A 15099-nucleotide genomic window follows, 5' to 3' on the forward strand; every position below is an offset into this window, starting at 1 on the left:
ACGGGTCGACGGTCGGGGCGCTTTCCTGTTTCCCGGTGCGGATTCCCCCCACGGGATCCGGCCGGGCGTCTGTGGTGGCAGCGCGCCAGTTGTACTGCTGGTACTGCCTGTACTGCTCGTACGTCCTGAACTTCTCGTGCTGCGATCTGCCGGGACGCGTACGGATCGGGAGGGCCGCTCAAAGCTCTCCGGTGCACGTGCCCCGGCCAACGCATTCCTAGGAACATCCCCCAAGATGTCCCCGATGTCTAGAGACGTCCCCCAAGACGTCCCTGGCATCGCTTCTTAGACTCGCGAACCCCCTGAATGGTTACGTTCGGATGCCTGTGATCTGCGTCTCTTGCATATGTCCTGTACATGCGCAAGCGGCCCGATATGCCGATCGGGACTCATGAGTGAGAATACTGCAACCAGGATGTGAAGGGACTATGTAAAAGCTCTGAGGCGAAGGCTGTTGGTCACGACGAAGACCGAGGAGAACGCCATCGCGGCCCCCGCGATCATCGGATTCAGCAGTCCGGCCGCCGCCAACGGCAGCGCCGCGACGTTGTAGCCGAAGGCCCAGAAGAGATTGCCCTTGATCGTGGCGAGGGTCTTACGGGAGAGCCTGATCGCGTCCGCGGCTCCGCGCAAGTCCCCGCGCACCAGCGTCAGATCACTCGCCTCGATGGCGGCGTCCGTGCCCGTGCCCATCGCGAGACCCAGATCGGCGGTGGCGAGCGCGGCGGCGTCGTTGACCCCGTCCCCGACCATCGCGACGACCTTGCCCTCGCCCCGCAGCCGTCGTACGACATCGACCTTCTCCTCGGGCAGGACCTCGGCGTACACGGCGTCCGCGTCGATGCCGACGGCCTCCGCCACCGCCTGGGCGACAGCCTGGTTGTCCCCGGTGAGCAGCACCGGCCTCAGGCCCAGGGCGCGCAGCTCGCGCACCGCTTCGGCGCTGGTGTCCTTGACCGCGTCGGCGACGGCGAGGACGCCGCGTGCCACGCCGTCCCAGGCGACCAGGACGGCCGTACGTCCCGCCTCCTCGGCCGCCGCCTTGAGCGCGGCCACCGAAGCGAGCCCCTCGACTCCCGCGTCCGCGAGGAGCCGCTCACGCCCCGCGAGCACGAAGTGCCCTTCCACCGTGCCGCGTACGCCGGAACCCGCGACGTTCTCGAACCCCTCCACGGCGGGCAGGGCGCCCACCGGAAGCCCCAACTCGGCCGCGGCGCCCGCAGCGACCGCCCGCGCCACGGGGTGCTCCGAGGCGTGCTCCAGGGCCCCTGCGAGGCGCAGCAGCTGCTTCTCCTCGGTCTCCCCGGCGGCGTACACGTCCCGCAGCGTCATCCGCCCCGTCGTCACCGTCCCGGTCTTGTCCAGGACGACGGTGTCCACCCGGCGTGTGGACTCCAGGACTTCGGGGCCCTTGATGAGGATGCCGAGCTGCGCGCCGCGCCCCGTGCCGACCATCAGGGCGGTCGGCGTCGCCAGGCCGAGCGCGCACGGGCAGGCGATGATCAGGACCGCGACGGCCGCCGTGAAGGCGGCGGTCACGTCGCCGGTGACGCCGAGCCAGGCGCCGAGCGTGGCGGCGGCGATCAGCAGGACCACCGGCACGAAGATCCCGGCGATCCGGTCGGCGAGGCGCTGCACCTGGGCCTTGCCGGTCTGCGCGTCCTCGACGAGCTTGGCCATCCTGGCCAGTTGCGTGTCGGCGCCGACACGCGTGGCGTCCACGACGAGCCGCCCCGAGACGTTCGTGGTCGCGCCGGTCACCGCGTCGCCCGCGGCCACGTCCACCGGGACGGACTCACCGGTCAGCATCGAGATGTCGACCGCCGATGAGCCGTCGACGACGGTGCCGTCGGTCGCGACGGTCTCCCCGGGACGTACGACGAAACGGTCGCCGACCACGAGACGCGCGACCGGAACACGGACCTCCGAGCCGTCCCGCAGCACGGCCGCGTCCTTGGCGCCCAGTTCGAGCAGCGCGCGCAGGGCCGCGCCCGCCTTCCGCTTCGAGCGGGCCTCCAGCCAGCGCCCGAGCAGGATGAACGTGATGACACCGGCGGCGACTTCGAGATAGATCGTCGAGGAGGAATCGGCGCGCGAGACCGTGAACTCGAAGCCGTGCCGCATGTCCGGCATCCCCGCGTCCCCGAGGAAGAGCGCCCACAGCGACCAGCCGAACGCGGCGAGCGTGCCCACTGACACCAGCGTGTCCATCGTCGCCGCGCCGTGCCGCAAGTTCGTGAAGGCGGCCCGGTGGAAGGGGTATCCGCCCCACACGACGACGGGCGCGGCCAGCGTCAGCGAGAGCCACTGCCAGTTGTCGAACTGGGACGAGGGGATCATCGCGAGCAGGACCACGGGCAGTGAGAGCACCGCCGAGCCGATGAGGCGTTGGCGCAGGGTGTCGGGCTCGGTGATGTCGGCGGTCGTGGCGGGCGGCGCGCCCGAATCGGGGTCCGGCTCCGGGGGAGCGGGGGCGATCTCCTGCGCGGTGTAGCCCAGCTTCTCGACCGTCGCGATCAGCTGAGCGACCTCGACCCCTTCCGCGTACGAGACCTTGGCCTTCTCCGTGGCGAGGTTGACCGACGCGGTCACGCCCTCCACGCGGTTCAGCTTCTTCTCGATGCGGGCGGAGCAGGAGGCGCAGGTCATCCCGCCGACGGCGAGTTCGACTTCGTTCATGGCTCTCTCGTACGTCTGGGTCGGGGATGGGACGGCTGCGGGCCCTGTGACGGTGTCACAGGGCCCGGGGTACCCGGCAGGGGCCGGGTCAGACCTTGCTGACGCCGGTGAGTTCGTAGCCCGCCTCGTCGACCGCGGCGCGGACCGCGGCCTCGTCGAGCGGGGCCTCGGAGACCACGGTCACCTGGCCGGTGGCGGCCACCGCCTTGACGGAGCTGACGCCCGCGAGCTCCGAGATCTCACTGGAGACAGCGCCCTCGCAGTGACCACAGGTCATGCCGGTCACCTCGTACACGGTCGTCACGGCACCCGGCGGCGTCTCGGCGGCGCCGTCGGAGTGGCAGGAACCGCTGGGGGAGCAGCAGGAGCCGGCGGCCTCGGCCTGCGGGAGCTCGGTCTGGGCGCTCATGTCGTTCTCCTCGATGAGGGTGCGGCGTGTGTGCGTACTTATGCGTCGTAATGTGCAGGAGTGGTCCCGGTGTTCCCGGAGACCCCCTGGCACTCACCACACTATACCCCTAGGGGGTACATCTCGATGAGGGGCGGGGAGGCCGGGGGCGGCGATTGGCCGGGGCGGTCATCTGTCGCGTCCGCGGTTGCGCGGCCTCGCGGCCACCCAGGCGCGGACGGTGTCCGCGTACCAGTAGGGCTTTCCGGACTCCACGTGGTCGGGGTCGGGGAGCAGGCCGTGCTTGCGATAGGAGCGCACGGTGTCGGGCTGCACGCGGATGTGTGCGGCGATCTCTTTGTACGACCAGAGCCTTCGGTCGGTCATCTGTGACACCTCCCTGCGGGCGCCGCAGGGGCGGCTCGGGGGGAGCCGTCGGGGGAGCTGCGGTGCGACGCTGGCGATCACTCACCCTGTGCCCGGTGAACGACAAGGAGTGAGCACAGGAGGGCGGCTGTCGACCGGCTGTGACGGAAGACCCGCGTATACGGGACATGTGTGACGCGGAGAGGTTGTTTGTGACGCTTGTGATGCATTCCGGGCACACCGGTCCGCCGAGCGGGCAGGCCTTGGTGCGGAAGCGGGGTGGGAGAAGCCGCTACCGGAACGGCGGCTGCGCATTCCGGTACGGGGCGCGCCCGAAGGGGCGCCGGGAACCGCCCGATCAGCCCCCACCGGCCCGCGGATCCCCCGCCGCTTCCCGGCGCGGCGTCACGCGCCGCAGGAGCGCAAGTACGAGCGTGTCCGGCGGGCGATGGGCAGCGGCTTGTCCGGCGGGCAGGGATACATGTCCTGCTCGACGATGGCGAACAGGTCGACGCCCAGCTTCTGGGCCGCCGCGAGAACCGGCTCGATCGCGGGCACTCCGGTCGGCGGCTCGCACATCACGCCGCGGGCCACGGCGGGCCCGAACGGCGTTTCCTGGTCGCGCACTTCGGCCAGGACGGCAGGGTCGACCTGCTTGAGGTGCAGATAGCCGATGCGTTCGCCGTACGTCTCGATCAGTTTGAGGTTGTCGCCGCCGCAGTAGGCGTAATGGCCCGTGTCCAGGCAGAGCGAGACGAGGTCGGAGTCGGTCGCGTCGAGGAAGCGGGTGACGTTCTCCTCGTCGTCGATGTGCGTGTCGGCATGGGGGTGGACGACCACGCGCAGGCCGTAGCGCTCGCGCACCTCGTGCGCCAACCGCTCGGTCTGGAGCGTCAGCTGACGCCACTGCTCCGGCGTGAGCGTGCGGTCCTCCAGGACCTCGCCGGTCTTGTCGTCGCGCCAGAAGGACGGGATGACGACGAGGTGCTCGGCGCCCATCGCCTGGGCGAGCGCGGCGTTGTCGGCCACATGGGCCCACGTCTTGTGCCATACGGATGGCCCGTGGTGCAGGCCGGTGAAGACCGTGCCGGCCGAGACCCGCAGGCCGCGGCGCTGGGTCTCGGCGGTCAGTTCGGCCGGATCCGTGGGCAGGTAGCCGTAAGGGCCGAGCTCGATCCACTCGTATCCGCAGTCCGCCACCTCGTCGAGGAAGCGGCTCCAGGGAACCTGGCCCGGATCCTCGGGGAACCACACGCCCCACGAGTCGGGTGCCGAGCCGATCCGGATGCGTGACAGCGTCGTCATGCCCGCCAGCTTTCAGGGCGCCGCGGAACGATGTCAAGGAGTGGTCCGAATGTAAGGACAATGTGTTGACAGGGTTCGTGGGGCGGCATAGACCTAGGGAGGGTCCAAGGGCCGGGTCCGACGGGGCGATGTCGACAAGGAGTGCAGGGTGGCCGATCCGAACGACGTCATCGATCCGTATGACGTCACCGATCCGTACGACGTCATCACGATGGGCCGGATCGGGGTGGATCTGTATCCCCTGCAGGCCGGGGTGTCTCTCGCCGATGTCAGCACGTTCGGCAAGTTCCTGGGCGGCTCGGCGTCGAACGTCGCCGTCGCCGCGTCCCGCCTCGGCCACCGGGTCGCGGTCGTCACGCGCACCGGCGAGGACCCGTTCGGGGAGTATCTGCACCGGGAACTGCGGCAGTTCGGGGTCGACGACCGCTGGGTGAGCGGGGTCGCGGGGCTGCCGACCCCGGTGACCTTCTGCGAGGTCTTCCCGCCGGACGACTTCCCGCTCTACTTCTACCGGCAGCCGAAAGCCCCCGACCTGGAGATGTACGAGGAGGAACTCGACCTCGGCGCGATCGCCTCCGCACGGGTGTTCTGGATGACGGGCACGGGTCTTTGCGCTGAGCCGAGCAGGTCGGCGACGCTGGCCGCGCTCCGTGGGCGGGCGAAGGCCGGGCTCACCGTCTTCGACCTCGACTGGCGGCCGATGTTCTGGGAGCGCGCCGAGGACGCGCGCGGCTTCTACGCGCGGGCGCTCGCGCAGGCCACCGTCGCGGTGGGCAACCTCGACGAGGTGGAGGTGGCCACGGGGGAGCGCGAACCCCGCGCCGCCGCTTGCGCGTTGCTGGCCGCCGGTGTCGAACTCGCCGTGGTCAAGCAGGGGCCCAAGGGGGTGCTCGCGATGAACAGCTCGGGCGAGGCCGCCGAGGTGCCGCCGCTGCCCGTGACGGTGCTCAACGGCCTCGGGGCCGGGGACGCCTTCGGCGGCGCGCTGTGCCACGGGCTGCTCGAAGGATGGGAGTTGGAACGGATCATGCGGTACGCCAACGCGGCGGGCGCGATCGTCGCCTCACGCCTGGAGTGTTCGTCGGCGATGCCGTTCCCGGACGAGGTCGAGGCGGCCCTCGCCGCGGGAGCCGTGGCGCATGGATGACCACATGGGTGATCGCAGGGGCGGCCGCAGAGATGGCCACAGAGGTGGCCTCGGGGGCGACGGCATGGTCGACGTCGCCGAACTCGTCCGGATCCGGGCCCGGCACCCCGAAGCCGTCGCGGAGGCCGCCGCCCGTCGCCCCCGCCGCCCGCTCCTGGGCGGCAGCGGGCGGCTGATGATCATCGCTGCCGACCACCCCGCCCGGGGCGCCCTCGCCGTCGGCGGGGACAAGCTGGCGATGGCCAACCGCGCGGACCTGCTCGAACGGCTCTGCCTCGCGCTCTCGCGCCCCCGCGTGGACGGCGTGCTCGCCACCGCCGACATCCTCGAAGACCTCCTCCTGCTCGGCGCCCTCGACGGCAAGATCGTCATGGGGTCGATGAACAGGGGCGGGCTCGCGGGGGCCTCGTTCGAGCTGGACGACCGGTTCACGGGCTACCGGGCCGAGGACATCGACCGGCTCGGGTTCGACGCGGGCAAGCTCCTGCTGCGCGTCGACTACGAGGACGCCGGTTCCCTCACGACCCTGCACTCCAGCGCCCGCGCCGTCGACGCGATGGCGGCGAGGAGACTGCCCGTCTTCGTCGAGCCCTTCCTCTGCCGGCGCCCGCCCGACGGCGGTCCGCCGCGCAACGACCTGAGCGCCGAGGCCGTCACCACGTCCATCGCCATCGCGTCGGGGCTCGCCGGGACATCGGCGTACACCTGGTTGAAGGTCCCCGTGACCGAGAATCCGGACGACATGGCACGCGTCATGGAGGCCTCGACACTGCCCGCCGTCCTCCTCGGAGGCGACCTGGGTGACGACAGCGACGCCGCGTACGAGAAGTGGCGGGGCGCGCTCCAACTGCCCACCGTGCACGGACTCGTAGCGGGGCGCACGCTGCTGTATCCGGCGGACGGCGATGTGTCGGGCGCCGTCGACACCGCCGTCGGACTGCTGTAGGAGGGCCATATGGGCAGGAGGGCCACATGACGTACGTACCGAAGGGCAGCGCGGCCGAGGGGCCGTACGCCCTCGAACTCGACCCGAAACGGTCCGGTCTGGTCTATTCCGCGCTGCGCGTGGTCGACATCGAACCCGGTGCCACGCACGCCTTCGCCACTGGGGAGAGTGAATGGATCGTGCTCCCGCTGACCGGCGGCTGTACGGTGCACGCGGAAGACGAGATCATCGAACTGCTGGGCCGGGAGAGCGTGTTCAGCGGAGTGAGCGACTTCGCCTACGTGCCCCGTGACGCCCACATCCAGATCGCCTCCGGCGCGGGAGGCCGCTTCGCCCTGGCAGGAGCGAAGTGCGAGCGTCGACTCCCCGCCCGCTACGGCTCCGCGCCGGAGGTCTCCGTCGAGCACCGCGGTACCGGCACCTGCGCCCGAGAGGTCCGCAACTTCGCGTCCGCCGACGCCTTCGACTGCGACCGCCTCATCGCCGTCGAGGTGATCACCCCCGGCGGCAACTGGTCCTCGTACCCGCCGCACAAGCACGACGAGCACCGCCCGGGAGTCGAGGCCGAACTCGAAGAGATCTACTACTTCGAGATCGAGGCCGCACCGGACGACGGGCCCGAGGGCTTCGGCTATCAGCGGGTCTTCCCGTCCAGGCCCGGCGGCACCGACGTCCTTGCCGAGGTCCGTACGGGCGACGCGGTGCTCGTCCCCGACGGCTGGCACGGCCCGTCGATCGCCCAGCCGGGGCACAGCATGTACTACCTGAATGTGATGGCCGGTCCCGGGGACGAGCGGGAGTGGCGGATCTGCTTCCATCCCGATCACACGGAGGGGTACCGATGACGGCGGAGGAATACCGATGACTGGGGAGCGAAATCGATGACCTCGATCAGGCTGACCACCGCGCAGGCCCTCGTCCGCTTCCTGTCCCGGCAGTTCACCGAACGCGACGGCGAGCGGCAGCGGCTCATCGGTGCCACCTGGGGCATCTTCGGGCACGGCAACGTGGCGGGCATCGGCCAGGCACTCGTGGAGTGCGGCGACGACATGCCCTACCGCCAGGGACGTAACGAACAGGCCATGGTGCACGCCGCCGTGGGGTACGCCCGCCAGTCGGGCCGCCTGTCCACACACGCCGTCACGACGTCCATCGGACCCGGCGCGACCAACCTCGTCACCGGCGCCGCGCTCGCGACCGTCAACCACCTCCCGGTGCTCCTGCTGCCGGGCGACACCTTCGCGACCCGCCCCGCGGACCCGGTGCTCCAGCAGCTCGAAGTCCCGTACGCGGGCGACGTGTCGGTCAACGACTGTCTGCGCCCGGTGTCGAAGTACTTCGACCGGATCACCCGGCCCGAGGCCCTGATCCCGGCCGCGCTCGCCGCGATGCGCGTGCTCACCGACCCGGCGGACACCGGCGCCGTCACCCTCGCGCTTCCGCAGGACGTGCAGGCGGAAGGCTTCGACTGGCCGGAGGAGTTCTTCGACGAGCGGGTGTGGGGCGTCCGCCGTCAGGCCCCCGACCCGCGTGAGCTGGCCGCCGCCGCGCGGGCGGTGCGCGAGGCGCGGCGCCCGTTGATCGTCGCGGGCGGCGGGGTCCACCACAGCGCGGCCGAGGAGGCGCTGCGGGAGTTCGCGGACGCGACCGGGATCCCCGTCGCCTCCACCCAGGCCGGCAAGGGGGCTCTGCGGTTCGACCACCCGGCGGACGTCGGCGGCATCGGGCACACGGGCACCGCCACCGCCGATGAACTGGCCCGCACCGCCGACCTGGTGATCGGCGTCGGCACCCGCTACAGCGACTTCACCACCGCGTCCAACACGCTCTTCGCCGAGCCCGGCGTGCGCTTCCTCAACCTCAACATCACCGCGTTCGACGGGCACAAGATGGCGGGCGCGCCTCTGATCGCGGACGCGCGCGCGGGCCTGGAGGCCCTGACCGGCGCCCTTGAGGGGTGGCGGGTCCCGCCCGCGTACGTCGCGGAGTACACCGAGGACAAGGTGCGCTGGGAGCAGCGCGTGGACGCCGCGTACGCGGCCGACGAACCCGACGTACGGCCCACACAGCTCCAGGTCCTCGGCCTGCTCGACGCGCTGGTCACGGACGAGGACGTGATCATCAACGCGGCCGGGTCCCTGCCCGGGGATCTCCACAAGCTGTGGAGGGCGCGCTCGCCCCGGCAGTACCACGTCGAGTACGGCTACTCCTGCATGGGCTACGAGATCCCCGCCTCGATCGGCGTCGCGATGGCCGCGCCGGAGCGTCCGGTCTGGGCTCTGGTGGGCGACGGGACGTATCTGATGATGCCCACCGAGATCGTCACTGCGGTCCAGGAGAACATCCCGGTCAAGGTCGTGATCCTGCAGAACCACGGGTACGCGTCCATCGGCGGGCTCTCCGAGTCCGTGGGCGCCGAGCGGTTCGGGACCGCCTACCGCTTCCGGGCGCCCGACGGCACGTACACGGGTGCCCCGCTGCCCGTCGATCTCGCGGCCAACGCGGCCTCGCTCGGGATGCGTGTGATTCGCGCCAAAACAGTGGCTGACCTGCGCGATGCTCTTGCCCAGGCGCGGGTGGCCGACGGTCCCACATGTGTCTACGTGGAGACGGAAACGGCAGACACAGTGTCGCCCCCGCCCCCGGCGCAGGCGTGGTGGGATGTGCCCGTGGCCGAGACCGCGGACCGGCCGTCCGCGATCAGGGCCAGGAAAGAGTACGACCGGCACGTCTCAGCCCGACGCCGCCACCTGTGAGAGTAGGGATGCTTGTCATGACGAAGACCGTCAATCACTGGATCGGCGGGAAGTCCGTCGAGGGTGTGTCGGGTACGTACGGCCCGGTGACCGACCCGGCGACCGGCGCCGTCACCACGCAGGTCGCCTTCGCGTCCGTGGACGAGGTGGACGCCGCCGTCGCCTCCGCGCGCGAGGCGTACGCCACGTGGGGCAAGTCCTCGCTCGCCAAGCGCACCTCGGTGCTCTTCGCCTTCCGGGCGCTGCTCGACGCCAACCGTGACGCGATCGCCGAGCTGATCACCGCCGAGCACGGCAAGGTGCACTCGGACGCGCTCGGCGAGGTCGCCCGTGGTCTGGAGATCGTCGACCTCGCCTGCGGGATCACGGTCCAGCTGAAGGGCGAGCTGTCGACGGAGGTCGCCTCGCGCGTGGACGTCTCGTCCATCCGCCAGCCCCTCGGCGTCGTCGCGGGCATCACCCCGTTCAACTTCCCGGCCATGGTGCCGATGTGGATGTTCCCGCTCGCCATCGCGTGCGGCAACACCTTCGTACTGAAGCCGTCGGAGAAGGACCCGTCGGCGGCGATGAAGATCGCGGAACTCCTTTCGGAAGCGGGTCTTCCGGACGGCGTCTTCAACGTCGTGCACGGCGACAAGGTGGCCGTGGACCGGCTGCTCGCGCACCCGGACGTGGCGGCCGTCTCCTTCGTCGGCTCCACGCCGATCGCCCGTCACATCCACACCACCGCGACCGCCAACGGCAAGCGCGTCCAGGCCCTCGGCGGCGCCAAGAACCACATGCTGGTCCTGCCGGACGCGGACCTCGACGCGGCGGCCGACGCCGCCGTCTCGGCGGCGTACGGCTCGGCGGGCGAGCGCTGCATGGCCATCTCGGCCGTGGTCGCGGTCGGGTCGATCGGCGACGAGCTGGTCGCGAAGATCAAGGAGCGCGCCGAGAAGATCAAGATCGGCCCCGGCAACGACCCGACCTCGGAGATGGGCCCGCTCATCACGGCGGCGCACCGCGACAAGGTCGCGACGTACGTGACGGGTGCGGCTGCCGAGGGCTGCGAGGTCGTCCTGGACGGCACCGGCCACACGGTCGATGGCTTCGAGGACGGCCACTGGATCGGGCTCTCGCTCCTGGACCGCGTTCCGGTGACGGCCGACGCGTACAAGGACGAGATCTTCGGCCCCGTGCTGTGCGTGCTGCGGGTCGACACCTACGAGGAGGGGGTGGCGCTGATGAACGCGTCGCCCTTCGGCAACGGCACGGCGATCTTCACCCGCGACGGCGGCGCCGCACGGCGCTTCCAACTGGAGATCGAGGCCGGGATGGTGGGCGTGAACGTCCCGATTCCGGTGCCGGTCGGCTACCACTCCTTCGGTGGCTGGAAGGACTCGCTCTTCGGAGATCACCACATCTACGGAAATGACGGGACGCACTTCTACACCCGGGGCAAGGTCGTCACCACGCGCTGGCCCGACCCGTCGGACGCGCCGGAGGGCGTGGACCTGGGGTTCCCGCGCAACCACTAGCGGCTGCGCGGCGGTCGGCGCGTGCCGCCATCACCGGGTTCACCGTCATCACCGTGTTCAACGGGTTCGCCGGGTTCGCCGGGTTCGTCCGCAAACGCCGTACGGGCTGATTGGTCCAGCCCGTACGGCGTTCGCGGAACGGGGTGGGGGAAGACGCCCGGCCGTACCGCAGCGGCTGTACGCGGGCACCTTCACGTACTCCCCAGGGAGACAACCGGGTTCACACCACCGGCTGCCCCGGATGTCAGCCCTCGCCCGTACGGTTGACGCATGGATCTACGACTGCCGAAGCTGCCCAAGCGCAGACTGCTCGCCGCGGTGGCCGCCGTCGCGCTGCTCGCGGGCGCGGGCACCTGGTCCGCAGCCGCCTCGGACGACGGGCCCGCCGTGCACCGCGAGGACCACGTCATGCGGATGACGGGCGCGGGCGGCGCGAAGATCGACACGTCGTACTTCACCGCGGGTGACGCGTCGAAGAAGCGCCCCGCCGTTCTCATCGGCCACGGCTTCGGCGAGAACAAGGACGAGCTGCGCGCACAGGCGGAAGGCCTGGCCGCCAAGGGGTACGCGGTCCTGACCTGGTCAGCCCGCGGCTTCGGCAAGTCCACCGGCAAGATCGGCCTCAACGACCCGAAGGGCGAGGTCGCCGACGCCTCCCATCTGATCGACTGGCTGGCGAAGCGGCCCGAGGTGCAGCTGGACAAGAAGGGCGACCCCCGTGTCGGCATGACCGGCGCTTCGTACGGAGGCGCGATCTCCCTCCTCACGGCAGGGTACGACGACCGCGTGGACGCCATCGCGCCCAAGATCACGTACTGGAACCTCAGCGACGCCCTCTTCCCCGACGGCGTCTTCAAGAAGCTCTGGGCAGGCCTCTTCATCAACACCGGCGGTGGCTGCGAGCGGTTCGAGAAGCAGCTCTGTGAGATGTACAACCGGGTCGCGGAGGCCGGGAAGCCGGATGCCGCGGCGCGCGAGATCCTCGCCGAGCGCAGCCCCGCGGCCGTGGGCGACCGCATCAAGGTGCCCGCCCTGGTCGTGCAGGGCCAGACCGACTCCCTCTTCCCGCTCGGCCAGGCCGACGCCACCGCCAAGGCGATCCGCGCCAACCACGCACCCGTCTCCGTCGACTGGATCTCGGGCGGCCACGACGGCGGCAACCCCGAGACCGGACGGATCGACGGCCGTGTCGGATCGTGGTTCGACCGCTATCTGAAGGACGACAAGAGCGCGGACACCGGCCCCGAGTTCCGCGTCACCCGCACCGGAGGCATGGACTCCACCAACGGGTCCGCGACGACGCGGGGAGCGAGCGGCGACCGGTACCCCGGCCTGGAGAGCGGGCAGCGGGAGATCGCGCTCACCGGCCGCGAGCAGCGCTTCGAGAACCCCGCGGGCGCCGCGCCGCCCGCCATCTCCGCCCTTCCCGGCGCGGGCGGCGGCGGGCTCAACCAGCTGTCCTCGCTCGGCGTCGGGGTCTCCCTCGACTTCCCCGGCCAGAACGCGAGCTTCGAGTCGGCGCCGTTCAAGGACGACCTGCGCGTCACCGGATCGCCGAAGGCGCGGGTGCACGTCAAGTCCAGCAGCGAGGACGCCGTGCTCTTCGGGAAGGTGTACGACGTCGGGCCGGGCGGCAGCCAGAAGGTGCTGCCCTCCCAACTGGTCTCGCCGATCCGCGTGGCGGGCGCGAAGGCGGGCAAGGACGTCACCGTCACCCTGCCCGCCGTCGACCACGACGTACAGAAGGGCCACCGCCTCCGCCTCGTCCTCGCCTCGACGGACCTGGGCTACGCCTCTCCGACGCAGCCCGCCACGTACACCGTCGCCTTGCAGGGCGACCTGTCGGTCCCCACCGCGCCCGGCGTGAAGACGGCCGCGACACCGCTGCCCGCCTGGGTGTGGTGGCTCCCGGCGTCCGGAGCCGTGATCGCGGTGCTGCTCCTGATCACCGCGCGGCGACGGACGACGGCGCCCGCGCCGGACCCGGAGCTCACTGAAGTACCGCTGCGGATCACGGATCTGAGCAAGCGGTACGCCAAGTCGGTGGACCGTTACGCGGTCCGTGACCTTTCCTTCAGCGTCGAGAAGGGGCAAGTGCTCGGCCTCCTCGGCCCGAACGGCGCGGGCAAGACGACGACCCTGCGCATGCTGATGGGCCTCATCCGCCCCGACGCGGGCGAGATCCGCGTCTTCGGGCAGGCGATCCGGCCGGGCGCACCCGTTCTCTCCCGGGTCGGCGCGTTCGTCGAGGGCGCGGGCTTCCTGCCGCACCTCTCCGGGCGCGAGAACCTGGAGCTGTACTGGAAGGCCACGGGACGACCCGCCGAAGACGCCCGCATGGACGAGGCGTTGGAGATCGCCGGGCTCGGCGACGCGCTTGCCCGCGCGGTGCGGACGTACTCGCAGGGCATGCGGCAGCGGCTCGCGATCGCCCAGGCCATGCTCGGCATGCCGGACCTGCTGATCCTCGACGAACCGACCAACGGCCTCGACCCGCCACAGATCCGCGAGATGCGCGAGGTACTGATCCGGTACGCGCGGGGCGGCCGCACGGTCATAGTCTCCAGCCACCTCCTCGCCGAGGTCGAGCAGTCCTGCACGCATCTGGTGGTCATGGACCGCGGCCGTCTCATCCAGGCGGGCCCGGTCTCCGAGATCGTCGGCTCCGGCGACACGCTCCTGGTGGGGCTCGCGGAGGGCATCTCCGATCCACTCGTCGAGAAGGTGGCCGCGCTGCCGGGCGTCGCATCGGCGGTCCGCGCGGACGGCGGGCTCCTGGTGCGCCTCGACGGCACGGAGGAGTCGAGCGCCGCACGCCTCCTCACCGAACTGGTGCGCCTGGAACTGCCCGTGGAGTCCATGGGCCCGCACCGCCGCCTCGAAGACGCGTTCCTGACCCTGATCGACGGAGGCACCGCATGAGCGCCACAGCTACGGGGCCGGGCACGGGGCCGGGCACAGGGCCGGGCACGCCGGGTATGGAGCCGGGCACGGAACGCGCCACGGCTCCCGGATACCGCCCCAGCCGCACCCTGCCGCTACGGGTCGAGGCGATCCGTCAGCTGAAGCGGCGCCGGACCCTGGTGATGGCCGGGGTGATGGGCCTGCTGCCCTTCGTCCTCGTCCTCGCGTTCACCATCGCGGGCTCCCCGGAGTCCAGAAGCGGCCGAGTGACGCTGATGGACACGGCCACGGCGTCCGGCGCGAACTTCGCGGCGACATGCCTGTTCGTCTCGGCGGGCTTCCTCCTGGTCATCCCCGTCGCACTGTTCTGCGGGGACACGGTCGCCTCGGAGGCGAGCTGGTCGTCCCTGCGCTATCTCCTGGCAGCTCCGGTACCACGGGCCCGCCTGCTGTGGTCGAAGCTGGCCGTGGCGCTCGGCCTCAGCGCGGCGGCGATGATAATGCTCCCCCTGATCGCCCTGGCGGTCGGAACAGCGACGTACGGCTGGGGCCCACTGGAGATCCCGACGGGCGGCACCCTCTCCGCCGGAACAGCGGCCCAGCGCCTCGTGATCGTCGTGGCGTACATCTTCATCTCCCAACTGGTCACGGCGGCGCTCGCGTTCTGGCTCTCCACGAAGACGGACGCGCCGCTCGGCGCGGTGGGCGGCGCGGTGGCCCTGACGATCGTCGGCAACGTCCTGGACGCGGTGACGGCACTGGGCAGCTGGCGCGACTTCCTCCCGGCGCACTGGCAGTTCGCATGGGCGGACGCGATCCAGCCGAAGATGGAGTGGGGCGGCATGATCCAGGGCTCCGCCGTCTCGGTGGCGTACGCGCTGGTGCTGTTCGCGCTGGCATTCCGTGGATTCGCCCGCAAGGACGTCGTCAGCTGACGGCGCGTGGGGGCGTGGGGGCAGTTGCGGGAAAGTCCCACGACACGCCACGACACACCATGATCGGGCGGGACTTTCCTGCAGTCCACCCCCCCTCCCCGGGGCCCCCCGCCCCCCGGGCGGAGGCCCACCGCGGCGACGCGCGCTCCCTGC

At 71.0% G+C, this 15099-nt stretch carries 11 protein-coding genes; 7 read left to right on the forward strand and 4 right to left on the reverse strand.

Going from position 1 to position 15099, the window contains the following annotated elements; genetic code table 11:
• Positions 1–426: 426 nt before the first annotated feature.
• The 4 genes from ACFVXC_RS20370 to ACFVXC_RS20385 all read right to left on the reverse strand — a co-directional run bounded on the left by ACFVXC_RS20370 (position 427) and on the right by ACFVXC_RS20385 (position 4738).
• Positions 427–2679, reverse strand: a complete 2253-nt coding sequence (locus tag ACFVXC_RS20370) for a heavy metal translocating P-type ATPase (RefSeq protein ID WP_389906986.1) — start codon at positions 2677–2679, stop codon at positions 427–429.
• Positions 2680–2767: 88 nt separating this feature from the next.
• Positions 2768–3088 carry a heavy-metal-associated domain-containing protein gene (locus tag ACFVXC_RS20375; RefSeq protein ID WP_389906988.1) on the reverse strand — a complete coding sequence of 107 codons (321 nt, stop codon included), beginning with the start codon at positions 3086–3088 and terminating at the stop codon, positions 2768–2770.
• A 168-nt stretch (positions 3089–3256) separates the two neighbouring features.
• Positions 3257–3454 (reverse strand): MarR family transcriptional regulator, encoded by a 198-nt coding sequence (locus tag ACFVXC_RS20380; protein ID WP_389906990.1) that lies wholly within the window; start codon positions 3452–3454, stop codon positions 3257–3259.
• Positions 3455–3838: 384 nt separating this feature from the next.
• The gene (locus ACFVXC_RS20385) at positions 3839–4738 is read right to left on the reverse strand and encodes a sugar phosphate isomerase/epimerase family protein (protein WP_389906991.1); all 900 of its coding nucleotides are present in this window, start codon (positions 4736–4738) and stop codon (positions 3839–3841) included.
• Positions 4739–4949: 211 nt separating this feature from the next.
• Between ACFVXC_RS20385 and iolC the strand changes: the two genes are divergently transcribed.
• The 7 genes from iolC (at position 4950) to ACFVXC_RS20420 (ending at position 14946) form a co-directional block, all read left to right on the forward strand.
• Positions 4950–5885, forward strand: coding sequence for a 5-dehydro-2-deoxygluconokinase (iolC, locus tag ACFVXC_RS20390; RefSeq protein ID WP_389907451.1), 936 nt, complete (start codon positions 4950–4952; stop codon positions 5883–5885).
• A 64-nt stretch (positions 5886–5949) separates the two neighbouring features.
• Positions 5950–6831, forward strand: a complete 882-nt coding sequence (locus ACFVXC_RS20395; protein WP_389907453.1) for a deoxyribose-phosphate aldolase — start codon at positions 5950–5952, stop codon at positions 6829–6831.
• A 26-nt stretch (positions 6832–6857) separates the two neighbouring features.
• Positions 6858–7676 carry a 5-deoxy-glucuronate isomerase gene (iolB, locus tag ACFVXC_RS20400; protein ID WP_389906993.1) on the forward strand — a complete coding sequence of 273 codons (819 nt, stop codon included), beginning with the start codon at positions 6858–6860 and terminating at the stop codon, positions 7674–7676.
• Positions 7677–7712: 36 nt separating this feature from the next.
• Positions 7713–9587 (forward strand): 3D-(3,5/4)-trihydroxycyclohexane-1,2-dione acylhydrolase (decyclizing), encoded by a 1875-nt coding sequence (gene iolD, locus ACFVXC_RS20405; protein WP_389906995.1) that lies wholly within the window; start codon positions 7713–7715, stop codon positions 9585–9587.
• 17 nt (positions 9588–9604) lie between these two features.
• On the forward strand, positions 9605–11107 hold the full coding sequence (mmsA, locus tag ACFVXC_RS20410; RefSeq protein WP_389906997.1) for a CoA-acylating methylmalonate-semialdehyde dehydrogenase: 1503 nt from the start codon (positions 9605–9607) through the stop codon (positions 11105–11107).
• Positions 11108–11377: 270 nt separating this feature from the next.
• A complete protein-coding gene (locus ACFVXC_RS20415) occupies positions 11378–14029 on the forward strand; it encodes an alpha/beta fold hydrolase (RefSeq protein ID WP_389906999.1) in 2652 nt (883 codons plus the stop codon).
• A 56-nt stretch (positions 14030–14085) separates the two neighbouring features.
• Complete coding sequence (locus ACFVXC_RS20420; protein WP_389907455.1) at positions 14086–14946, forward strand: ABC transporter permease; 861 nt, start codon at positions 14086–14088, stop codon at positions 14944–14946.
• Positions 14947–15099 lie beyond the last annotated feature (153 nt).

The organism is Streptomyces sp. NPDC058257, assembly GCF_042881845.1.
In the GTDB taxonomy this organism is placed as follows: domain Bacteria; phylum Actinomycetota; class Actinomycetes; order Streptomycetales; family Streptomycetaceae; genus Streptomyces.